Below are 20,911 nucleotides of genomic sequence, written 5' to 3'. Positions count from 1 at the left end.
TGATCGTACACGCCCCCCCTGGCCGCGGCATGCCGCGCGGCCTCAGAACATCTCCCGCTGCAGCCCCAGCGTGCCGAGCACCTTGCTGGAGATCTCCTCGATCGAGGTATGCGTCGTGCTCAGGGTCGGGATGCGCTCCATCCTGAACATGGTTTCGGCCGCGGCCACCTCGCGGCGGCAGACCTCGGCGCTGGCATAGCGCGAGTTGGGCCGCCGTTCCTGGCGGATCTGCTGCAGCCGCTCGGGGTCGATGGTCAGCCCGAACAGCTTGTGCCGGTACGGGCGCAGCCGCGGCGGCAGGCGGTCGCTTTCCAGGTCCTCCTCGGTCAACGGGTAGTTGGCCGCGCGGATGCCGTAGTGCAGCGCCAGGTAGATGCAGGTCGGGGTCTTGCCGGCGCGCGACACGGCCACCAGCACCACGTCGGCCTCGTCGTAGTTCACCGCGATGCCGTCGTCGTGGCTCAGGGCGAAGTTCATGGCGTTGATGCGGCGGTGGTAGGTATCGAAGTCGACCATGCCGTGGGCCTGGCCGATCTTGGAATGGCGGGTCGCATCGAGCTCCTGTTCCAGCGGGCCGATGAACGGCACGAACACGTCCAGTACCAGTGCCCCGCTCTCCTCCAGGATCCGTCCCAGCGCCGAGTCGACGCAGGAGCTGACCACGATCGGCCGGACCTGGTAGCGCTCGCCCGCGGCGCGGATGCGGCGTGCGGCTTCATGCGCCTTGTTCGCATCGTCGACGAACGACATGCGATCGGTCACGAAACTGAAGCCGGAGAACTGGGTCAACAGGCTGTGGCCCACGGTCTCGGCAGTGATGCCGGTACCGTCCGAGACATAGAACACCGGCCGGATCGCCGTCATGCAGGACTCCTTTGGAGGGGGAATGGCACGGGGGGCGGCGGATGACCCGCCGCTGTCCAGGGAAAGACAAGCACAAGACAAAGTAATGTCACAAGCTTGTGCCGCTTAGGTGTGCACTGCATCATATTGGCTTCTTCCTACGGACGTGGCCATACCAGCCCGCCTCGGGCGATGGCCTCAACGGAGCATCGCGCTTGAACGAGAACATCCTGTGGTTGCATGAACTGCGCCTGGCCGACCTGGCCCGCGTGGGGGGCAAGAATTCCTCGCTCGGCGAGATGATCGGCAACCTTGCCGGCCTGGGAGTCTCGGTACCGGGCGGCTATGCCACCACGGCCGAGGCGTTCAAGGATTTCATCGCCCACAACGACCTGTCCAAGCGCATCTTCGACCGCCTGGCCACGCTGGACGTGGAAGACGTCAACGCGCTGACCGCGGCCGGCGGCGAGATCCGCGGCTGGGTGATCGACGCGCCGCTGCAGCCGGCGCTGGACAAGGACATCCGCGACGCCTACGCCCGCCTGTGCGCCGACAACGGCGGCGGCGAGGTGGCCGTGGCGGTACGTTCCTCGGCCACCGCCGAGGACCTGCCGGATGCCTCCTTCGCCGGCCAGCAGGAGACCTTCCTCAACGTCACCGGCGCCGACGACGTCGTGCGCAAGGTCAAGGAAGTGTTCGCCTCGCTGTACAACGACCGCGCCATTGCCTACCGCGTGCACCATGGCTTCAAGCACGAGGACGTGTTCCTGTCCGCCGGCGTGCAGCTGATGGTGCGCTCGGGCGTGGGTTCGTCGGGCGTGCTGTTCACCCTGGACACCGAATCGGGCTTCCGCGACGTGGTGTTCGTCACTGCCTCGTTCGGCCTGGGCGAGATGGTCGTGCAGGGTGCGGTCAACCCGGACGAATTCTACGTCTACAAGCCCACCCTGCAGGCCGGCAAGCCGGCGATCCTGCGCCGCGCGCTCGGCAGCAAGGCGATCCGCATGGTGTATTCGGATGTCCCCGGCGAGCGGGTCAAGGTCGAGGACACCCCGGCCGAACTGCGCAGCACCTTCTCGATCAGCGACGAAGACGTGCACGAGCTGTCCCGGCAGGCGCTGACGATCGAGAAGCACTACGGCCGCCCGATGGACATCGAGTGGGCCAAGGACGGGGTCAGCGGCAAGCTGTTCATCGTGCAGGCGCGCCCGGAAACGGTGAAGTCGCGCAGCCATGCCACCCAGATCGAGCGCTTCGCGCTGACCGAAAAGGGCGGCACGGTACTGGCCGAAGGCCGTGCGGTCGGCGCCAAGATCGGTGCCGGCGTGGCCCGCGTGGTCAAGACCCTGGACGACATGAACCGCGTGCAGCCCGGCGACGTGCTGATCGCCGACATGACCGACCCCGACTGGGAGCCGGTGATGAAGCGCGCCTCGGCCATCGTCACCAACCGCGGTGGCCGTACCTGCCACGCGGCGATCATCGCCCGCGAGCTGGGCGTGCCGGCCGTGGTCGGCTCGGGCAACGCGACCCAGGTCATCGAGGACGGCCAGCTGGTCACCGTCAGTTGCGCCGAGGGCGATACCGGCTTCATCTATGAAGGCAAGCTGGGCTTCGAGCGCGCGACCACCGACCTGGGCAACATGCCGCCGGCGCCGCTGAAGATCATGATGAACGTGGCCAACCCCGAGCGCGCCTTCGATTTCGGCCAGCTGCCGAACGCCGGCATCGGCCTGGCCCGCCTGGAAATGATCATCGCCAGCCACATCGGCGTGCACCCGAACGCGCTGCTGCAGTACGACCGCCAGGATGCGGCCACGAAAAAGAAGATCGACGAGAAGATCGCCGGCTACAAGGACCCGGTGAGCTTCTACGTGGACCGCCTGGCCGAAGGCATCGCCACCCTCACCGCCTCGGTCGCGCCGAACCCGGTGATCGTGCGCCTGTCGGACTTCAAGTCCAACGAGTACGCCAACCTGATCGGCGGCAGCAATTACGAGCCGCATGAAGAGAACCCGATGATCGGCTTCCGCGGCGCCAGCCGTTACGTCGACCCGAGCTTCTCGGCCGCGTTCGCCCTGGAGTGCCAGGCCGTGCTGCGCGTGCGCAACGAGATGGGCCTGGACAACCTGTGGGTGATGATCCCGTTCGTGCGCACCCTGGAGGAAGGCCGCAAGGTGGTCGAGGTGCTGGCGCAGAACGGGCTCAAGCAGGGCGAGAACGGCCTGAAGATCATCATGATGTGCGAGGTGCCGTCCAACGCGCTGCTCGCCGACGAGTTCCTGGATATCTTCGATGGCTTCTCGATCGGCTCCAACGACCTGACCCAGCTCACGCTCGGCCTGGACCGCGACTCCTCCATCGTCGCCCACCTGTTCGACGAGCGGAATCCGGCGGTCAAGAAGCTGCTGTCGATGGCGATCAAGGCCGCCCGCGCCAAGGGCAAGTACGTCGGCATCTGCGGCCAGGGCCCGTCCGACCATCCGGATCTGGCCGAATGGCTGATGCAGGAAGGCATCGAATCGGTGTCGCTGAACCCGGATACGGTGGTCGACACCTGGCTGCGCCTGGCCAAGAGCAAGGCCGCGTCCTGATCCCGGCACGCGGCACGCCCCCCTGATCCAGACCAGGCCCCGGGACACCGGGGCCTTGTTTCATGCGCTCCCGGCGGCGCCGGCCGGCACGCCTGTCCGGCCCGGGGAACCCCGGAAAAGGCAACGCCCCGCGAGGGGGCGTTGTCTCCTGGCGAACTTCGGGATGGCCGCGCCATCCACCGGGCTCAACGCCGGGTGGACGCCGCATCCACCGCTGCCGTCTGCGTCACCACCTGGCCGTCGATGACCGGCAGGCGATCGCTGGCCGGCTTGTCATCCATGCGGACCTTCTTTTCCTGCCCGTTGAAACGGTAGGTGACGTTGTAGCCGACCGTGCGGCTGGCATTGCCGAGGGCGACGCGGCTGCCCGGCTGCTTGTCCATGCGCATGCTGCCGGTGCTGCCGTCGGCCTTGCGATAGGTGACGTTGTAGCCGGTGACCCGCGACGATTCCGACGCGGTCTGCTCGGTATGGCACTGGCGCTCGGTACGCTGCACCACGCGGCCGCCGACATGGCGCTTGTCGATCTGGTTGCCGATCACCCCGCCGGCGACCGCACCGGCCGCGGTCGCCGCCTTGCGGCCGTCGCCCTTGCCCACCTGGTTGCCCAGCAGGCCACCGATGACCGCGCCGGCAACCGTGCCGCCGACATTGCCGTCGCGCTCGGGCAGGCGCTCCTGCACCACCACGTCCTCGCATACCTCGCGCGGCACCGTGGTGGTGGAGGTTTCGCGGACCGGCTCGCTGCCGATCACGGTGGCATAGGCCGCTTCGCTGCGGGTGACCGGCTCGACCTTGAGCACGTCGGCGTACTCCAGCGTGCCCTGGCTCGGGGCGAGGGCATTGCCGGCCGCAGCGTCATCGGCGAGCGGCGTGCTGTCCAGCACCGGCGTTCCACCCTGCGCCAGCGGCGCGGCCTTGTCGCGGCTGCTCATGAACGCGGCGGTGGCGATGCCTCCCACCAGCAAGGCACCGGCAGCCACCAGAACAGTAGTCGTGTTGCTCTTCATCGTCTGCTCCCAGCGGGTCGCCCGCCTGTTGACCTGCGCGCAATTCCAGCACGATAAACCTGAACGAAGGCATCCACCGGACCCGCCCCTGGGTGAAAAGCCGGCCGGCTGTCGCAATATTGCACCTGCGCCCCTCCCTCTCCAAGGATTCCGCCATGTCCAGCCCGATGCTGCTGCCCTTCATGGAATGGGCGCGCAAGCTGCGCTACCCGACGCTGTTCAAGATCACCGCCGCACTATTCGTGCTGAGCGCGCTGCTGCCCGATCCGGTTCCCTTCGTCGACGAGATCCTGTTCGGCCTTGGCACGCTGCTGCTGGCCAACTGGAAGCGGCGCAAGGATCCGGTTGCCGCCACCGAGCAGCCCGCCCTCCCGCGCAAGCGTTGACCGGTGCGCCTGGTAGACAGCCACTGCCACCTGGACGCGCCGGCATTCGATGGCGACCGTGGCGCGGTACTGGCCCGCGCCCGGGCCGCCGGCGTGGCGGCGATGGTGGTTCCGGCGATCACCGCGGCGGGCTGGCCGGCAGTGCGCCAGGCCTGTGCCGCCGACCCCGCACTGCATCCGGCCTACGGCCTGCACCCGATGTTCCTGGCCGAGCATCGCCCGCAGCATCTGGATGCGCTGCGCGACTGGGTGGAGCGCGAGACGCCCTGCGCCATCGGCGAGTGCGGGCTGGATTTCTTCGTTGAAGGCCTGGACGCCAGCAGCCAGCGCCACTACTTCCAGGCGCAGCTGCAGCTGGCGCGGGAGGCCGGGCTGCCGGTGATCGTGCATGCCCGCCGCGCCACCGAAGAGGTGATCCAGGCGCTGCGCCGCATCGGCGGCCTGCGCGGGGTGGTCCACAGCTTTTCCGGCAGCCCGGAACAGGCCCGGCAGCTATGGGACATGGGCTTCCTGATCGGGCTTGGCGGGCCGCTCACCTACCCGCGCGCCAACCGCCTGCGCACGCTGGCGGCAACGATGCCGCTGGAGTTCCTGCTGCTGGAAACCGACGCGCCCGACCAGCCCGATGCGGCCATCCGCGGCCAGCGCAACGAACCGGCGCGCCTGCCCGGCATCGCCGCGACCGTCGCCGGGCTGCGCGGCCAGGCGGTGGAGGAGATCGCCGCGCGCACCACCGACAACGCGCGGCGCCTGTTCAACCTGCCGCTGGCCTGAACGACCGCGGCGACGGGCAATCCCCACGCCGCGCCGCCGCGCTCACCGCGCCTTGGGCTTGAGCAGCATCTCCAGGGCCTTGCCGACCGCGGCGAAGGCGAATGCGCCGGTGATGTGGGTGGCCGCGCCGAGGCCGGCACCGCAATCGAGCTTCAGCGCCGCATCGGCACCCAGGCTGGGCCGCAGCCCGCAGACGCTGCCATCGGCCTGCGGGTACTTCACGTTCTCCAGCGAATACACCGCCGGCACGCCGAAGTAGCGTTGCGGGTTCTTGGGGAAGTTGAACTCGCCGCGCAGCTTCTTGCGGATCAGCGCAAGCATCGCGTCGTGTTCGGTCCGTGACACGTCGCGCACCCGCACCAGGGTGGGATCGGTGCGCCCTCCCGCCGCGCCGACGGTGATCAGCGGCAGCTTGCGACGGCGGCACCAGGCGATGGCCTCCACCTTCACCCGGAAGCTGTCACAGGCGTCGATGACCAGATCGAATCCACGATCGAGCAGCTCGGCCATGTTGGCTGCGGTCAGGAACGCCTCCACCGCCTCGATGCTGGCATCGGGATTGATCGCGCGGCAGCGCTCGGCCATCGCCACGGCCTTGTTGCGCCCGTACTGGCCCGCCATCGCCGGCAACTGCCGGTTGGTATTGGACACGCAGATGTCGTCGGCATCGATCAGGACCAGGTGGCCCACCGCCGAACGCACCAGCGCCTCGACCACCCAGGACCCGACGCCGCCCATGCCGACCACCGCCACCCGGCAGGCCGACAGGCGCTCGATCGAGCCGGCGCCATACAACCGGTCGATGCCGGCAAAACGTTCGCGCAGTTGTGCTTTCATGCGCGCATTCTAGCCGTGGCCGCAAACCTGCCGTGCGTCGTACCATCGGTGCATTCCCAAGGAGCCCGGCCATGACCGAACCCAGCCGTACCCAGTCCAACGCATCCCGCTACCTGTTCGTGCTGATCGCCGGCCTGCTGGTCGGCATCGTCGCCACCGTGATGGCGATGCGGGCCATCCAGGCCCGGCAGGATCCGTTCCCGAACAGCCTGATGAACGTCATGGCGCGCCAGTCCCAGCTGCTCGGCGACAGCCGCAAGCAGAACCGCTGCAGCATCAACGACTCGACCCCGCGCCTGCAGACGCTGCGCCTGCTCAGCAACGACATGGACCTGGCCTTCCCCGGCCTGCGCGACGACACCCGCTTCCAGCAGCACGCCAGCCGCTTCCGCGCCACCTTGAACGATGCCCTGGCCTCGCCGCCGGCCGACTGCACCGCGCTGGCCGCCGTCACTGAACAGCTTGGAAACGACTGCAAGGCGTGCCACCAGGATTTCCGGTGATTCGACCTGGGTTTCACGCGTGGTTGGCTCGCCATTCACGCGTGAAACGGGAGGATTCACCGTGCCGGGTATGGTCATACCCGCTACCCATCTGGCAAGGAGAATCACCATGAAGATCCAGTTGATCGCTGCGGGCGCCATCGCCAGCCTGGCCCTGGCCGGCTGCGCCACCTCCCCGGGCTACGGCGGCAGCAGCTATGGCGGCGGCTACAACAACGGCGGTTACAACAGCGGCGGCTACAACAACAACCGTTGCGCCGACTGCGGCATCGTCACCCGCATCGACACGGTGGCTTCCGGCCGTACCGCGCCGTCGGCCACCGGCGCCATCCTCGGCGGCATCGTCGGTGCCGTGGCCGGCCATGAAATCTCCAGCCACACCGGCGGCAGCAAGGGCAACCAGAACGTCGCCGCCGCCGCGGGCGCCGCTGCCGGCGCGCTGGCTGGCAACAAGATCCAGCAGAACGTCACCGGCGACTCCTACGACATCCAGGTGCGGATGGACGACGGCCGCGTGATCGTGGTCAACCAGAAGGACCTGGGCGGGATCCGCGAGAACACCTACGTGCGCGTGGTCAACGGCCGCGTGGTGCTGCGCTGAGGCAGGCCTGCCGCGGATGCGGCGCGCATGGAAAAGGCCCGCGTTCGCGGGCCTTTTCCTTTCTGCTGTTCCGCGGGCTGTATCAGACCGGCTGCACGGCGTCAGCCTGCAGGCCCTTCTGCCCCTGCACCACGGTGAAGGTGACCTTCTGGCCTTCCTTCAGGCTCTTGAAGCCCTGGGTCTGGATGGCGCGGAAGTGCACAAACACATCTTCGCCATTCTCGCGGCTGATGAAGCCGAAGCCCTTGGCGTCATTGAACCACTTGACAATGCCGGTTTCGCGATCGGACATCTCGACTGACTCCCTGTTGCTCTCACGTTTGATGGATACGCCCCGGAAGGCGGCTGACTGCAAGGAGGAAGCGAGGTGCAACGATGCAGCAAATCATGCGATCTACCCATCAGGCCACGATTCACGGTGACCTTGCCAAGCTCAGCGGCTGAAACTTAACCCGACCATAACCAAAAATCAATCGGGGAAAGACAATCTTGTCAACCCCTTTTGGTCCTCCCCCGGAACCCGCATGGACTATTCATTCATACTGTATCTGCTAGCGGCCCTGCTGGTGATCGTCGGCATCGCCGGCGTGATCCTGCCGGCCCTGCCCGGGCTGCCGCTGGTCTTCGCCGGCCTGCTGGTGGCGGCCTGGGCAGATGGTTTCACCCACGTCGGCTGGCTGCCGCTGCTGGTACTGGGGGTATTGACCGCACTGTCCATCGTGGTCGACGTGCTCGCCACCACCCTGGGCGCGCAACGGCTCGGCGCCAGCCGGCTGGCGCTGGCCGGGTCGGTGCTGGGAACCGTGGCCGGGCTGTTCTTCATGCCCATCGGCCTGTTCGTGGGCCCGTTCCTGGGCGCCCTGCTCGGCGAATACCTGCACGGTCGGCGGCTGGGCCAGGCCACCCGGGTCGGCTTCGGCACCTCGCTGGGCATCGTGCTGGGCGTGGCGCTCAAGCTCGGACTGGCGATGGCGATGCTCGGCGTGTTCGCCATCGCCTGGTTCGTCTGAACCCGGGCCGCATCGGCCATGACTCCCGCTGCACAGGGCGATGACCGACAATCGCTCGCCCGGATCACGCCCTGGATCGCAGGGCGCCTCCCCCCTTGTACCGATGGACCGCTTCCGCATGCATACATCCCGCGCCCGCCCCGTCCTGCTGCTGGCCCTGACAGGCTGTTCCGCCACCGCCCTGGCGCAGGAGTCGATCACCACGCCGGCCTCGCCGCAGGCCTGCTTCGCCCTGGATTCGGACGCCGCCCGCCTGAGCTGCTATGACAGTGCGCTCGGCCGCACCCCGGCCGACACCCGCGCCGCGGACGCGGCGGCCAGCGCCGCGCAGCAGACGCTCAAGGAAGCCAAGGCCGGCGCCAAGGCGCTGGAGCAGCCGTCGTCGCCGCGCAATGAGCTCTTCGCCCACGACGACCTCGCCTCGGCCGTGGCCAACGCCGGCCGCGGCTCGATGCTGGACAGCCGCTGGGAGCTGGCCAAGGACTCCAAGCTCGGCCTGTTCCAGCTGCGCGCCTACAAACCCGTGTACCTGCTGCCCGCGTTCTGGAGCAGCAAGCCGAACCGGCTGCCGCACTCCCCCAATCCGGCCAACACCGCGACCGAGGCCGAGGACCTGGATGCCACCGAACTGAAGTTCCAGCTCAGCTTCAAGACCAAGGTCGCCGAGAACCTGTTCGGCGACAACGGCGACATCTGGGTCGGCTATACCCAGAGTTCGCGCTGGCAGGCCTACAACAGCGAGATCTCGCGCCCGTTCCGCGAGACCAACTACGAGCCCGAAGCCATGCTGGTGTTCCGCAACGGCTACTCGCTGTTCGGCTGGAACGGGCGCATGACCGGCATCAGCCTCAACCACCAGTCCAATGGCCGCAGCGACCCGCTGTCGCGCAGTTGGAACCGGGTGATCCTGAATGTCGGCCTGGACCGCGACAACTGGGCGATCATGCTGCGGCCGTGGTATCGCATCCCGGAAAACGGCCGCGACGACAACAACCCGGACATCGAGGACTACATCGGCCGCGGCGACGCAACCGTGGTCTACAACCGCAACGGCCACGAGTTCTCGGTGACCGCGCGCCATTCGCTGCGCGGCGGCGACCGCTCGCACGGCTCGGTGCAGCTGGACTATGGCTTCCCGCTCAGCCGGCTGCTGCGCGGCCACGTACAGGTGTTCGACGGCTATGGCGAAAGCATGATCGACTACAACCACCGCGCCACCTATGTCGGCGTCGGCATCTCGCTGTTGGAATGGTTCTGAAGGCAATGAAAGCAACGATCTGGCACAACAACCGCTGTTCGAACTCCCGCGGCGCCCTGGCCCTGCTGCAGCAGGCCGGCGCCGACATCGAGGTCATCGACTACCTGGCCACGCCGCCCGACCCGGCCACCCTGCGCCAGCTGCTCGACGAGATGGGCATCCCCGCGCGCGACCTGCTGCGCAGCAAGGAGCCCGCCTACGCCGAACTGGGGCTGGCCGACCGGCTCGACGACGAGGCGGCGCTGGTCGAGGCGATGGCGATGCACCCGGCGCTGATCAACCGGCCGATCGTGCGCACGTCCAAGGGCACCGCGCTGTGCCGCCCGCCGGAAACGGTGCGCACGCTGCTGTAGTCCGCACGGGTCCATGCCGGCAACGGCGCAGGCCTTGGCGGCGGCGGGCAATGCCACCGCCGCGGGCCGCCACCGCCACTGCGCCCCCTGCGCCCGGCAGGGCCGGGCTTGTCGCCCTTCACCGGGTACAGGCAGAATCCGGCGGCCCCTCGACAGGAAGTCCGCGCATGGCCCGACCGCACCGTTCCTTCTTCGCCCATGCCTCCGCGCTGCTGGGGCTGTTGAGCCTGATGGCGGTGGCCTGTTTCCATTTCCCGGAACTGCTGACCAGCCGCGAATTCCGCGCCGTCTACAACGAACAGTTCGCCCGTCACCTGCTGCTGGTCGGCCTGGCCGCCGCATTCGTGCTGGGTACGCTGGCCATCCTGCGCGACCGCAACAAGCGCATCGCCACGATCGGCGTCGGCAGCGCGACCTTCGCGGTGCTGCTGGGCGGCACCAACGTGCAGTTCGACGCGATCGGACAGACGCCCTACTCGCTGGGACTGGACTGGTTCGTGCTGTCGCTGTTCTTCTCGGCGCTGGTGTTCGTGCCGCTGGAGCGCTACCTCGGCAAGCGCACGCTGTCGCCGCTGCGCCCGGGCTGGCGCACCGACGTGGCCTACTTCTTCATGAGCCACGTGCTGGTGCAGTTCATCCTGATCCTGGTCACCGCCTCCACCTCCACCATCGCCGGTCTGGCCGCGTTCCCGTCACTGAAGGCGGCGATCCAGTCGCTGCCGGTCTGGGCGCAGTTCCTGATCGCGGTGTTCGTGGCCGACATGGCGCAGGCGCTGCTGCACCGCGCGTACCACAACATCCCATGGCTGTGGCGCTTCCACGCCGTGCACCATTCCAGCCGGCACATGGACTGGCTGGCCGGCTCGCGCATCCATTTCCTCGAGATCGTGATGACCCGCAGCGCGGTGCTGCTGCCGCTGCTGGTGCTGGGCTTCTCGACCCCTGCGGTGAATGCCTACGTGATCCTGGTCGGGCTGCAGGCGGTGCTGGCCCACGCCAACCTCGGGCTCCGCTTCGGCTGGCTGGAATACCTGGTGGTGCTGCCGCGCTACCACCACTGGCACCACGCCCGGCAGAAGGAATACGTGGACGTGAACTACGCCATCCACCTGCCGCTGGTGGACATGCTGATGGGCACCTTCAAACTGCCGCGCGACCCGGCGCAGTGGCCGCAGGAATACGGCGTGATGAAACTGGAGACGGTGCCCAGGGGCATCGTGCGCCAGCACCTGATGCCGTTCCAGGGCGGCCGCAGATTCGACGACTACGTGGATTGAGCCATGCCCGGCCGGCCCGTGCCCGGCAGTGCCCCGCACGCGCAGGCAAGGGCCCGGGGCGCGGGCTCAGGTCCAGTCGCTGATGCCCTCGCGGCGGTAGACCTCGGCCAGCGCGGGGCGGTCCTTCATCCGCCGCGCATGCGCGGCCAGCACCGGCCAGGCGTCGCTCGGGCATGGCATGTTGCGCGACCAGCGCATCAGCATGGTCATCATGAAGTCCACCACCGAAACCTGCGCGCCGAGCAGGTACGGCCCTTCGTCCTGCAGGTGATCGGCTACCTGCTGCCAGGCCGCCTCCAACTGCACCCGGGCACGCCCCTTCACCGCGTCGATGTTGCCCTCGCCGGCCGGTTCATGCGGATAGAACCACGCCCGGTAGGCCGGCATCAGGGTGTAGACGCAGAAGCACATCCAGCGGTAATAGGCGCCACGCGCCGGGGTGCCTGGCGCCGGCGCCAGGCCCGCCTGCGGGTGCAGGTCGGCCAGATGCATGGCGATGGCGGCCGATTCGGTGAGCACCTGGCCGTCGATCAACAGCGTCGGTACCCGTCCGGCCGGATTGATCGCCAGGTAACCCGGCGACTTCTGCTCGTTCCGCCCGAAATCGAGCTGGTGCAGCTCGTGTTCGATGCCCAGCTCGATCAACAGCCAGTGCACCACCAGCGATGCGGTGCTTTGCGATCCATACAGGACGACGGACATGCGGCTCTCCCTGGCAGTGGTGCGCCATCTTAGCGTCGCCGCGGCCGCCGCGCGGCACCGCGCCCCCTGCCGTGGCCCCCCCCCGCCCCCGGACAGGCCTGCGGCGGCGGGGCCGCTCAGTTGCAGCCGGCCATGCAGCTGTTCATGCGCTCGCCGCAGACCGCGGCCGCCGAGCGGTTCTGGCAGAACGCCTGTGCCGTCTGGCAGGCGCCGCGCAGTTCGGGGTTGGTGATCGTGTCGCACTGGTTGTCGCGGCTGGCTTGGCCGCAATCGCCGTAGCCGCGCGGATTGGCGTTGCAGCGCTGATAGGCGTTCTGGCAATGGTTCACGCAGGCAGCCGGGTCGTCGCGCGGCGGGTCGCGCCACCCGCCGTCGCTGGAACACCCTGCCACCAGCAGCGTCATGCCCATCCACATCGCCCACCGCCCTGCACGCATGTCCGCAGCTCCCAGAGAGAAACGGCCCGAGCATACGCCCGGGCCGTTTCAAAAACACCGCAGGGGGGGGAGCACCTTACTCCACGACCACCGGGATCTTGCCGATGCGGGCCTGCCATTCGCGCGGGCCGGTGCTGTGCACCGACTCGCCGGTGGAATCGACCGCAACCGTCACCGGCATGTCCTGCACGGTGAACTCGTAGATCGCCTCCATGCCCAGGTCGGCGAACCCGACCACCTTCGAGGCCTTGATCGCCTTGGACACCAGGTAGGCCGAGCCGCCGACCGCCATCAGGTAGGCCGACTTGTTGTCGCGGATCGCCTCGATTGCCGCCGGGCCGCGCTCGGCCTTGCCGACCATGCCCAGCAGGCCGGTCTGCTCCAGGATCTGGCGGGTGAACTTGTCCATGCGGGTCGCCGTGGTCGGGCCGGCCGGCCCCACCACCTCGTCGCGCACCGGATCGACCGGGCCGACGTAATAGATGAAGCGGCCCTTCAGGTCGACCGGCAACGGCTCGCCCTTGTTGAGCATGTCGACCATGCGCTTGTGCGCGGCGTCGCGCCCGGTCAGCAGCTTGCCGTTGAGCAGCAGGGTCTGGCCCGGCTTCCAGCTGGCCACTTCCTCCGGGGTGACGGTGTCCAGGTCGACACGGGTGCCCTTGGAAGCGTCGTAGGTGATCTGCGGCCAGTCTTCCAGCGACGGCGGATCCAGCATCACCGGGCCACTGCCGTCCAGGGTGAAGTGCGCATGGCGGGTGGCGGCGCAGTTCGGGATCATCGCCACCGGCAGGTTGGCGGCATGGGTCGGGTAGTCCTTGACCTTGATGTCCAGCACCGTGGTCAGGCCGCCCAGGCCCTGCGCGCCGATGCCCAGCGCATTGACCTTGTCGTACAGCTCCAGGCGCAGTTCCTCGGCGCGGTTGGACGGGCCGCGGGCCTTGAGCTCGTTGATGTCGATCGGCTCCATCAGCGCCTCCTTGGCCAGCAGCATCGCCTTCTCGGCGGTGCCGCCGATACCGATGCCCAGCATGCCCGGCGGACACCAGCCGGCGCCCATGGTCGGCACGGTCTTGAGCACCCAGTCGACGATGGAGTCGGACGGGTTGAGCATGGCGAACTTGCTCTTGGCCTCCGAACCGCCGCCCTTGGCGGCGACGATCACCTCGACGGTATCGCCCGGCACGACCTTGACGTTGACCACGCCCGGGGTGTTGTCGCGGGTATTGGTGCGCTTGCCGGCCGGGTCGGCCAGCACCGAGGCGCGCAGCTTGTTGTCCGGGTAGGCGTAGGCGCGGCGGATACCCTCGTTGGCCATGTCCTCCACGCCCATGGTGGCGTCGTCCCAGCGCACGTTCATGCCGATCTCGAGGAACACGGTGACGATGCCGGTGTCCTGGCAGATCGGGCGGTGGCCCTCGGCGCACATGCGCGAGTTGATCAGGATCTGCGCCATCGCCTCCTTCGCCGCCGGCGACTCCTCGCGCTCATAGGCCGCGGCCAGGTTCTTGATGTAGTCGACCGGGTGGTAGTACGAGATGTACTGCAGCGCGTCGGCGATGGACTGGATGAGGTCTTCCTGCTTGATCGATGTCACGGCTTGCTCGAGGCTGGCGGGGGTTGAGCTGCGTATTTTACGCCCTGCCGTCCATGGCGGGCGCCCTGCGGGCCAGCGCTGCGCGCTGTTGGAAACCGCTCCCGGCGGTTTCCTGTCCGCCCTGCCGTTCATGGCGGGCGCCCTGCGGGCCAGCGCTGCGCGCTGTTGGAAACCGCTCCCGGCGGTTTCCTGTCCACCCTGCCGTCCATGGCGGGCGCCCAGGGGGACCGCCACAGCAGCCGAACCGCTTCCCGCCGGCACGTCCGCTGGCCGCAATGGCCTCCACCGGCGGCAGGCCGCACAATACGGCCGCATGGGAACCTTGGTCCTGATCCTCGACCTCATCGGCACCTTCGTCTTCGCCCTGTCCGGGGCGACGATGGGGGTGCGCCGGCGGCTGGACATCTTCGGCGTGCTGGTCCTGTCCTTCGCCGCCGCATTGGCCGGCGGCATCACCCGCGACCTGCTGATCGGCGCCACCCCGGTGGCGGCGATCAGCGACTGGCGCTACCCGGCAATCACCCTGGCCGCGGGCATCGTCACCTTCTTCCGGGCGCCACTGATCGAACGCATGCAGTACCCGGTGCGCATGTTCGATGCGATGGGCCTGGCGCTGTTCGCGGTGGCCGGCACGCAGAAGGCGCTGGCGTTCGGCATCGCCCCGCCGATGGCCGCGGCGCTGGGCATGCTCACCGGCATCGGCGGCGGCATCGCCCGCGACGTGCTGCTGGCGCAGGTGCCGCTGGTGCTGCAGGCCGAGCTGTACGCCGTGGCCGCCCTGGCCGGCGCGGCGGTGGTGGCGCTCGGCTACTGGCTCGGGCTGCCGCCGCTGCCATGCGCGCTGGCCGGCGCCGGGCTGTGCTTCGGGCTGCGGATGATGGCCATGCACTACGGCTGGCACCTGCCGGTGGCGTTGCAGTCCTCCGACCCGCCGCCCCCCGAGGGGCCGCGCCGCTGAGGTGACGGGGCGCTCACGGCGACCGCGCCATGCTGGAGGCCCCCTTCCGGCAGGAGACGGCCATGGCCGCGCAACGTTCCGATACGCTGATCGGTGACGAGGTGGTACGCACGCTGGGGGCGCAGGGCCGCCTCTCGCAGGTGCTGGCACAGGTCAGCGAGGGCCAGGTCACGCTCTCCGGCGACGTGCCCGACGCGGCGGCGAAGCGACAGGCGGAGGCCGCGGTGGCCGCGATCGAAGGCGTGCGCGGCGTGCGCAGCCACCTCAACATCGACGGCGGCAGCCACTCCTTCGGCCCGCGTGGCCGTGCGGTGCGCGACAACCCGGACGGCAGCGATGCGACGCGCAGGGCCGGCATCGACCTGGACGAAAACGACTGACCGCGGCGGGCAACGGTTAATCTGAACCGGCCCCGCCGCCCGAGTCCCGCATGCCGCACGCGCCGTCCGCTCCCGTTTCCGCTCCCGGCAAGCGCCCCAGTTTCCGCGAGCGCATGAACGCCATGCGCAACCTGCCGCCATTCCTGCGGCAGGTATGGCAGACCAGTCCGGCGCTGACCCTGGCCAGCCTGTGCCTGCGCCTGCTGCGCGCGCTGCTGCCGGTGGCGATGCTGTACGTGGGCAAGCTGATCATCGACGAGGCGGTGCGCCTGGCCGGCACCGGCGCCATGCCGCCGCTGGGCGAGGCGCTGGCCAGCGGCCACCTCGACACGCTGCTGGAACTGCTGGCGCTGGAACTGGGCATCGCCATCGGCTCGGACCTGCTGGGGCGGGTGGTCAACTACGCCGATGCGCTGCTGTCCGAACTGTTCACCAACGCCACCAGCGTGCGGCTGATGGAGCACGCCGCCGAACTGGACCTGGAGGACTTCGAGGACCCCGAGCTGCAGGACAAGCTCGACCGCGCCCGGCGCCAGACCATGGGCCGCATGAACCTGATGAGCCAGCTGCTCGGGCAGGCGCAGGACATGGTCACCGTGATCAGCTTCGCCGCCGGCCTGGTCGCCTATGCGCCGTGGTTGATCGCCCTGCTGGCGCTGGCGCTGGTGCCGGCGTTCCTGGGCGAGTCGCACTTCAACACGCTGGGCTATTCGCTCAACTACAGCTGGACTCCGGAGCGGCGCCAGCTCGACTACCTGCGCCAGGTCGGCGCCAGCGTGGAAACCGCCAAGGAGGTGAAGATCTTCAACCTCCACCGGTTCCTGATCGACCGCTACAAACTGCTGGCCGGGCGCTTCTACCAGGCCAACCGCAAACTGGCCCGCAAGCGTGCGCTCTGGGGCACGGTGCTGGCGGCGCTGGGCACGCTGGGCTACTACGCCGCCTATGCCTACATCGCCTGGCGCACGATCCGCGGCGACTTCAGCATCGGCGACCTGACCTTCCTGTCCGGCAGCTTCCTGCGCCTGCGGCAGCTGCTGGAAGGGCTGTTGACCGGGTTTTCGCAGGTCGCCGGGCAGGCGCTGTACCTGGACGACCTGTTCTCGTTCTTCGCCATCGAGCCGGAAATCCGCTCGCGCCCGGATGCGCTGCCGGTACCGCGCCCGATCCGCGAGGGGTTCGTGTTCGAGGATGTGGGTTTCCGCTACCCCGATGCCGAGCGGTGGGCGGTGCGCCACCTCGACTTCCGGCTGGGTGCCGGCGAGGTGATCGCCCTGGTCGGCGAGAACGGCGCCGGCAAGACCACCCTGGTCAAGCTGCTGGCACGGCTCTACGACCCGGACGAGGGCCGCATCCTGCTTGATGGGCGCGACCTGCGCGACTACGACCTGGACGACCTGCGCGCCAACATGGGCGTGATCTTCCAGGATTTCGTGCGCTACCACCTGTCGGCCGGCGAGAACATCGGCGTCGGCCAGGTCGATGCGATGTCCGACACGGCGCGCATCCGCGACGCCGCGCGGCGCGCGCTGGCCGACGAGGTGATCGATGCCCTGCCCGGCGGCTACGGGCAGTTGATCGGCCGCCGCTTCAAGAACGGCGTGGACCTGTCCGGCGGCCAGTGGCAGAAGATCGCCATCGCCCGCGCCTACATGCGCGATGCGCAGGTGATGATCCTGGACGAGCCCACCGCCGCGCTGGACGCACGCGCCGAGTTCGAGGTGTTCCAGCGCTTCAAGGAACTGTCCGCGCAGCGCACCGCGGTACTGATCTCGCACCGCTTTTCCTCCGTGCGCATGGCCGACCGCATCCTGGTGCTGGCCGATGGCCGCATCGAGGCCAGCGGCACCCATGCCGAGCTGATGGCGCAGGGCGGGCGCTACGCCGAACTGTTCGAGCTGCAGGCCGCCGGCTACCGCTGACCGGCCTGGCCCGGGGCGATGGCCGGCCCTCCCTTCCGGCCGCGGCCGCGCCTGCGACTCCCCTCATCGCCGGGCCGGCCGGCAGCAGCGACAAACGGTCGCATTACGGCCGCATCGGGACCGTTTGCTAGAATGGGCAGGTTTACATCCCCCCGAAGAATCCCGGCATGTCTTCCGCTTACGGCACCGAAACGGTGCTTGAAGTCCGTCACTGGACGGACGCCTACTTCAGCTTCTCCACCACCCGTGACAACGGCTTCCGCTTCGAGAACGGCCAGTTCGTGATGATCGGCCTGGAAAACGAAGGCGGCCGCCCGTTGATGCGCGCGTACTCCATCGCCAGCGCCAACTGGGAAGAGCAGCTGCACTTCTTCAGCATCAAGGTGCAGGACGGCCCGCTGACCTCGCGCCTGCAGCATCTCAAGCCCGGCGACACCATCCTGGTCGGCAGGAAGCCCACCGGCACCCTGCTGATCTCCGACCTGCATCCGGGCAAGCACCTGTACCTGCTGGGTACCGGCACCGGCCTGGCGCCGTGGCTGAGCATCGTCAAGGACCCGGAAACCTACGAGCGCTTCGAGAAAGTCATCGTCTGCCACGGCGTGCGCTACGAGCGCGACCTGGCCTACCGCGACTACTTCGAGAAGGAACTGTTCGAGGACGAGATCCTCGGCGACATCGTCCGCGACAAGCTGCTGTACTACCCGGCTGTCACCCGCGAGCCGTTCCGCAACCAGGGCCGCCTGACCACGCTGATCGAAACCGGCGAGATGCCGCGCACCCTGGGCCTGCCGGCGTTCGACCCGGCCAACGACCGTTTCATGATCTGCGGCAGCCCGCAGATGCTGGCCGACCTGCGCGTCGTGCTGGACGCGCGCGGCTTCGAGGTCTCGCCGCGCATCGGTTCGCCCGGCCACTACGTGTTCGAGCGCGCCTTCGTCGAAAAATAGGCCTGTAGGGAATTCACCTACAGGTAGCGCCTTTGAAGCGCCATGTCGATCGTTTAACGTACCGGCCGGATCACGAAGATCCGGCCGTTTTCTTTACAGGACACAGTTCATGGATCCAGTCGCTTCACGCAGCAGCTTCATCGACAGACAGCGCACCGTGCTGCTTGAAGAACTGGCCCAGTGCCGGCAACGACTCGACAGCGCCAAACAGGCGCTCGGCACCGCCTACCCCACTGCCTGCCAGGCCGCCCAGGCCATGCGCCCGGCGTTCGAACAGGGCCTGGAACAGGCCCGCCGCGACGCGCTGCAGGCCGCACGCAAGGGCACCCTGGGCCAGGCGCTGAGCCTGAAGGCGGCGCTGGGCACCGGTGGCTTCCGGCTATTGGTCTGGCTGGGCATGCTCGGCAGCCTGGTGCTGTACTTCCAGCTCAGCCAGGTATTCAGCTTCTACAGCTATCGCTTCCCGTTCCCGGTGAGCCTGCTGTTCGGCCTGTGCGCCGTGGTACCGCCGGCGCTGCCGCTGTACGCGGCACTGGTCTGGCTGGGCCGGCGCCGGCTGGTACGACGCAACGCCGCCCCGGTGCTGGCCTCGATCGACGAACTGGGCAAGCGCCAGCTGCAGCTCAACGCCTTCGGCAGGAAGCACGAGGACGGCCGCACGCATCCCTACCCGGTGGTGCGCGCGCCGGCACCGTCGGCGGACAAGCTCGGCATCAGCTGGCAGCTGGCCGACAAGCACGACAATTCCCACGCGGTGATGGTCGGCCTGGGTACCGACATCGCCGCCGACAAGGACCCGGACATCTTCATCCGGTTGCCGCTCAACGGCCATCCGGGCGGTTTCGTGCGGGTCCGCGCCGAGGTCGATGGCCACCGCGCCACCTGGGAGCCGCTGGCTGCCAGGCTGGCGCCGCTGCTGGCGCCGTTCGCGCCGGCCATCATCGAGCTGCAGCAGCTCAGTGCGCCGCATGGGCGCGAACAGCAGGTGCTGCAGTCGCTGCTCACCCGGCTGGGCTCGCTGGACAAGATGGAGGCCAACTGGCAGGACGTGGCCATTCCCGAGGCGACCCTGGAGCAGGTGGTCAAGCTGGTCGACCGGTTCGCCGCCGGCCAGCCGCCGCTGCCCAAGGGCATGCTGCTGTGGGGCCCGCCGGGTACCGGCAAGACCCTGATCGCGCGCAAGCTGGCCCAGCACGTGGACTGCAACTTCGTCGCCGTCACCATCGCCGACCTGAAGGGCGAGCACATCGGCCACACCGGCCCCAAGGTCAAGAAGCTGTGGGAGCAGGCGCGCGGCAAGGGCCCGACCATCCTGTTCGTGGACGAATGCGAAAGCGCGTTCGCGCGCCGCGGCAGCCGCGACACCGACAATTTCGGCAACGAGCTGGTGCAGACCTTCATCGCCGAATGGGACGGCTTCAACCAGGGCGGCGGCAACGTGCTGGTGATCGGCGCCACCAACCGCCGCGAACTGATCGACGATGCGGTGCTGTCGCGCTTCACCGTGTCCATCGAGCTGCCGGCCCCGGACGCGGCCGCGCGCGAACGCATCCTGCAGGCGGAGTTCGGCAAGGCGCAGCTGGCCCTGCCGGTGACCGAGGCACTGGTGCGCGAGACCAGCGGCATGTCCGGGCGCGACCTGTCCACGCTGGTGACCAGCGTGGTCTCCACCCACCCGGCCGGCCGCCCGGCGGCGGAGGATTTCAGCGCCGCCATCGCCCGCCTGCGCGGCAAGAATTCGACCTCGGTGCAGGCGCTGGGCTGGGACGACGTGATCCTGCCCGCCTCCACCCGCGCCGAGTTCGAAAGCCTGGGCAAGGAGCTGCTGCACGCCGAGGAACTGGCGCGGATGAACATCCCGGTGCCACGCGGCATCCTGCTCTATGGCCCGCCGGGCACCGGCAAGACCCAGATCGCGCGCGTGCTGGCCAGCCAGTCCGGGCTGTCGTTCATCGCCGCGTCCTCCACCGAGGTCAAGGGGCAGTTCCTCGGCGACGGCGGCGCGCGGGTCAAGCAGCTGTTCGAGAAGGCGCGTGCGCAGGCACCGTGCATCGTGTTCCTCGACGAGATCGACACCATCGCCCCGCCGCGCGGCGGCGATGGCTCGGACAAGCTCAATGCCGAGATCGTCGCCCAGTTGCTGCAGGAACTGGACGGCGTGGGCACCCGCCAGGGCCAGGTGTTCCTGCTGGCCGCCAGCAACCACCCCGACGCCATCGACAGCGCCCTGCTCTCGCGCCTGGAACGCAAGATCCGGATCGGCCTGCCCGACGCCGATGCGCGTGCCGCCATCCTGCGCCTGCAGCTGGCCGGCAAGCCGCTGGACTTCGCCATCGAGGACGTACTGGAGACGCTGGCCGCAGCCACCGAAGGCAGGTCCGGGCGCGACCTGCAATCGCTGGTCACCGCCGCCACCCGGCGTGCCCTGCAGCGGGCGATGGCCCAGGACGGCGACCCGACCCGCACCCGCCTGCAGCACCAGGACCTGCTGGAAGCGGCCGCCGACGCGACGCCGGCCTGAG

Annotated in this window: 21 protein-coding genes; 14 read left to right on the top strand and 7 right to left on the bottom strand. The window is 68.6% G+C overall.

The window, feature by feature from the left end; genetic code table 11:
- Positions 1–42: 42 nt before the first annotated feature.
- Positions 43–864 (bottom strand): posphoenolpyruvate synthetase regulatory kinase/phosphorylase PpsR, encoded by an 822-nt coding sequence (gene ppsR / locus F0P95_RS11675; protein ID WP_182334368.1) that lies wholly within the window; start codon positions 862–864, stop codon positions 43–45.
- 194 nt (positions 865–1,058) lie between these two features.
- Here ppsR and ppsA point away from each other — a divergent pair, with 194 nt between their 5' ends.
- Complete coding sequence (gene ppsA / locus F0P95_RS11670; RefSeq protein ID WP_182334367.1) at positions 1,059–3,437, top strand: phosphoenolpyruvate synthase; 2,379 nt, start codon at positions 1,059–1,061, stop codon at positions 3,435–3,437.
- Positions 3,438–3,622: 185 nt separating this feature from the next.
- On the opposite strand, the gene F0P95_RS11665 is transcribed toward ppsA, so the two are convergent.
- Entirely contained in the window at positions 3,623–4,447 is an 825-nt protein-coding gene (locus tag F0P95_RS11665; protein WP_182334366.1) for a glycine zipper 2TM domain-containing protein, read from the bottom strand.
- 155 nt (positions 4,448–4,602) lie between these two features.
- Here F0P95_RS11665 and F0P95_RS11660 point away from each other — a divergent pair, with 155 nt between their 5' ends.
- On the top strand, positions 4,603–4,833 hold the full coding sequence (locus F0P95_RS11660) for a DUF6116 family protein (protein WP_182334365.1): 231 nt from the start codon (positions 4,603–4,605) through the stop codon (positions 4,831–4,833).
- Between the two features lie 3 nt (positions 4,834–4,836).
- The gene (locus F0P95_RS11655; protein ID WP_182334364.1) at positions 4,837–5,607 is read left to right on the top strand and encodes a TatD family hydrolase; all 771 of its coding nucleotides are present in this window, start codon (positions 4,837–4,839) and stop codon (positions 5,605–5,607) included.
- 42 nt (positions 5,608–5,649) lie between these two features.
- On the opposite strand, the gene F0P95_RS11650 is transcribed toward F0P95_RS11655, so the two are convergent.
- Positions 5,650–6,444 (bottom strand): tRNA threonylcarbamoyladenosine dehydratase, encoded by a 795-nt coding sequence (locus F0P95_RS11650; protein ID WP_182334363.1) that lies wholly within the window; start codon positions 6,442–6,444, stop codon positions 5,650–5,652.
- A 71-nt stretch (positions 6,445–6,515) separates the two neighbouring features.
- Here F0P95_RS11650 and F0P95_RS11645 point away from each other — a divergent pair, with 71 nt between their 5' ends.
- Positions 6,516–6,947: a cytochrome c gene (locus F0P95_RS11645; protein ID WP_056932120.1), complete on the top strand. Its 432-nt coding sequence runs from the start codon at positions 6,516–6,518 to the stop codon at positions 6,945–6,947.
- A gap of 109 nt (positions 6,948–7,056) precedes the next feature.
- Positions 7,057–7,548 carry a glycine zipper 2TM domain-containing protein gene (locus F0P95_RS11640; protein ID WP_054665366.1) on the top strand — a complete coding sequence of 164 codons (492 nt, stop codon included), beginning with the start codon at positions 7,057–7,059 and terminating at the stop codon, positions 7,546–7,548.
- Positions 7,549–7,630: 82 nt separating this feature from the next.
- On the opposite strand, the gene F0P95_RS11635 is transcribed toward F0P95_RS11640, so the two are convergent.
- On the bottom strand, positions 7,631–7,840 hold the full coding sequence (locus F0P95_RS11635) for a cold-shock protein (RefSeq protein ID WP_054665365.1): 210 nt from the start codon (positions 7,838–7,840) through the stop codon (positions 7,631–7,633).
- Between the two features lie 232 nt (positions 7,841–8,072).
- Between F0P95_RS11635 and F0P95_RS11630 the strand changes: the two genes are divergently transcribed.
- From F0P95_RS11630 to F0P95_RS11615, 4 genes are all read left to right on the top strand, one after another.
- The gene (locus F0P95_RS11630; protein WP_182334362.1) at positions 8,073–8,558 is read left to right on the top strand and encodes a DUF456 domain-containing protein; all 486 of its coding nucleotides are present in this window, start codon (positions 8,073–8,075) and stop codon (positions 8,556–8,558) included.
- 118 nt (positions 8,559–8,676) lie between these two features.
- On the top strand, positions 8,677–9,816 hold the full coding sequence (locus F0P95_RS11625) for a phospholipase A (RefSeq protein ID WP_182334361.1): 1,140 nt from the start codon (positions 8,677–8,679) through the stop codon (positions 9,814–9,816).
- A gap of 5 nt (positions 9,817–9,821) precedes the next feature.
- The gene (gene arsC / locus F0P95_RS11620) at positions 9,822–10,169 is read left to right on the top strand and encodes an arsenate reductase (glutaredoxin) (RefSeq protein WP_182334360.1); all 348 of its coding nucleotides are present in this window, start codon (positions 9,822–9,824) and stop codon (positions 10,167–10,169) included.
- Between the two features lie 167 nt (positions 10,170–10,336).
- Positions 10,337–11,446, top strand: coding sequence for a sterol desaturase family protein (locus tag F0P95_RS11615; RefSeq protein ID WP_182334359.1), 1,110 nt, complete (start codon positions 10,337–10,339; stop codon positions 11,444–11,446).
- Positions 11,447–11,512: 66 nt separating this feature from the next.
- On the opposite strand, the gene F0P95_RS11610 is transcribed toward F0P95_RS11615, so the two are convergent.
- The 3 genes from F0P95_RS11610 to F0P95_RS11600 all read right to left on the bottom strand — a co-directional run bounded on the left by F0P95_RS11610 (position 11,513) and on the right by F0P95_RS11600 (position 14,179).
- Positions 11,513–12,148: a glutathione S-transferase family protein gene (locus F0P95_RS11610; RefSeq protein WP_182334358.1), complete on the bottom strand. Its 636-nt coding sequence runs from the start codon at positions 12,146–12,148 to the stop codon at positions 11,513–11,515.
- A 116-nt stretch (positions 12,149–12,264) separates the two neighbouring features.
- Positions 12,265–12,585, bottom strand: a complete 321-nt coding sequence (locus tag F0P95_RS11605; RefSeq protein ID WP_182334357.1) for a hypothetical protein — start codon at positions 12,583–12,585, stop codon at positions 12,265–12,267.
- Positions 12,586–12,661: 76 nt separating this feature from the next.
- Positions 12,662–14,179, bottom strand: coding sequence for a fumarate hydratase (locus tag F0P95_RS11600; protein WP_182334356.1), 1,518 nt, complete (start codon positions 14,177–14,179; stop codon positions 12,662–12,664).
- A 313-nt stretch (positions 14,180–14,492) separates the two neighbouring features.
- Between F0P95_RS11600 and F0P95_RS11595 the strand changes: the two genes are divergently transcribed.
- From F0P95_RS11595 to F0P95_RS11575, 5 genes are all read left to right on the top strand, one after another.
- On the top strand, positions 14,493–15,137 hold the full coding sequence (locus F0P95_RS11595; protein ID WP_054665348.1) for a trimeric intracellular cation channel family protein: 645 nt from the start codon (positions 14,493–14,495) through the stop codon (positions 15,135–15,137).
- A 62-nt stretch (positions 15,138–15,199) separates the two neighbouring features.
- On the top strand, positions 15,200–15,517 hold the full coding sequence (locus tag F0P95_RS11590) for a BON domain-containing protein (protein ID WP_182334355.1): 318 nt from the start codon (positions 15,200–15,202) through the stop codon (positions 15,515–15,517).
- A 50-nt stretch (positions 15,518–15,567) separates the two neighbouring features.
- Positions 15,568–17,439, top strand: coding sequence for an ABC transporter ATP-binding protein (locus F0P95_RS11585; RefSeq protein WP_182334354.1), 1,872 nt, complete (start codon positions 15,568–15,570; stop codon positions 17,437–17,439).
- Between the two features lie 167 nt (positions 17,440–17,606).
- On the top strand, positions 17,607–18,389 hold the full coding sequence (locus F0P95_RS11580; RefSeq protein ID WP_056932070.1) for a ferredoxin--NADP reductase: 783 nt from the start codon (positions 17,607–17,609) through the stop codon (positions 18,387–18,389).
- Positions 18,390–18,498: 109 nt separating this feature from the next.
- A complete protein-coding gene (locus tag F0P95_RS11575; protein WP_182334353.1) occupies positions 18,499–20,910 on the top strand; it encodes an AAA family ATPase in 2,412 nt (803 codons plus the stop codon).
- Position 20,911: the final 1 nt, after the last annotated feature.

The sequence above is a fragment of the Stenotrophomonas acidaminiphila genome (assembly GCF_014109845.1).
GTDB classification, from domain to species: Bacteria; Pseudomonadota; Gammaproteobacteria; order Xanthomonadales; family Xanthomonadaceae; genus Stenotrophomonas; species Stenotrophomonas acidaminiphila.
The sequence above is the reverse complement of the archived record's forward strand: the minus strand, read 5'-3'. Positions and strand labels throughout refer to the sequence as shown.

Bases quoted from the DNA above. Each gene is read 5' to 3' on its own strand.
- ppsR (WP_182334368.1), bottom strand. From the start codon at position 864: ATGACGGCGATCCGGCCGGTGTTCTATGTCTCGGACGGTACCGGCATC.
- F0P95_RS11665 (WP_182334366.1), bottom strand. From the start codon at position 4,447: ATGAAGAGCAACACGACTACTGTTCTGGTGGCTGCCGGTGCCTTGCTG.
- F0P95_RS11660 (WP_182334365.1), top strand. From the start codon at position 4,603: ATGTCCAGCCCGATGCTGCTGCCCTTCATGGAATGGGCGCGCAAGCTG.
- F0P95_RS11650 (WP_182334363.1), bottom strand. From the start codon at position 6,444: ATGAAAGCACAACTGCGCGAACGTTTTGCCGGCATCGACCGGTTGTAT.
- F0P95_RS11645 (WP_056932120.1), top strand. From the start codon at position 6,516: ATGACCGAACCCAGCCGTACCCAGTCCAACGCATCCCGCTACCTGTTC.
- F0P95_RS11640 (WP_054665366.1), top strand. From the start codon at position 7,057: ATGAAGATCCAGTTGATCGCTGCGGGCGCCATCGCCAGCCTGGCCCTG.
- F0P95_RS11635 (WP_054665365.1), bottom strand. From the start codon at position 7,840: ATGTCCGATCGCGAAACCGGCATTGTCAAGTGGTTCAATGACGCCAAG.
- F0P95_RS11630 (WP_182334362.1), top strand. From the start codon at position 8,073: ATGGACTATTCATTCATACTGTATCTGCTAGCGGCCCTGCTGGTGATC.
- F0P95_RS11625 (WP_182334361.1), top strand. From the start codon at position 8,677: ATGCATACATCCCGCGCCCGCCCCGTCCTGCTGCTGGCCCTGACAGGC.
- arsC (WP_182334360.1), top strand. From the start codon at position 9,822: ATGAAAGCAACGATCTGGCACAACAACCGCTGTTCGAACTCCCGCGGC.
- F0P95_RS11615 (WP_182334359.1), top strand. From the start codon at position 10,337: ATGGCCCGACCGCACCGTTCCTTCTTCGCCCATGCCTCCGCGCTGCTG.
- F0P95_RS11610 (WP_182334358.1), bottom strand. From the start codon at position 12,148: ATGTCCGTCGTCCTGTATGGATCGCAAAGCACCGCATCGCTGGTGGTG.
- F0P95_RS11605 (WP_182334357.1), bottom strand. From the start codon at position 12,585: ATGCGTGCAGGGCGGTGGGCGATGTGGATGGGCATGACGCTGCTGGTG.
- F0P95_RS11595 (WP_054665348.1), top strand. From the start codon at position 14,493: ATGGGAACCTTGGTCCTGATCCTCGACCTCATCGGCACCTTCGTCTTC.
- F0P95_RS11590 (WP_182334355.1), top strand. From the start codon at position 15,200: ATGGCCGCGCAACGTTCCGATACGCTGATCGGTGACGAGGTGGTACGC.
- F0P95_RS11585 (WP_182334354.1), top strand. From the start codon at position 15,568: ATGCCGCACGCGCCGTCCGCTCCCGTTTCCGCTCCCGGCAAGCGCCCC.
- F0P95_RS11580 (WP_056932070.1), top strand. From the start codon at position 17,607: ATGTCTTCCGCTTACGGCACCGAAACGGTGCTTGAAGTCCGTCACTGG.
- F0P95_RS11575 (WP_182334353.1), top strand. From the start codon at position 18,499: ATGGATCCAGTCGCTTCACGCAGCAGCTTCATCGACAGACAGCGCACC.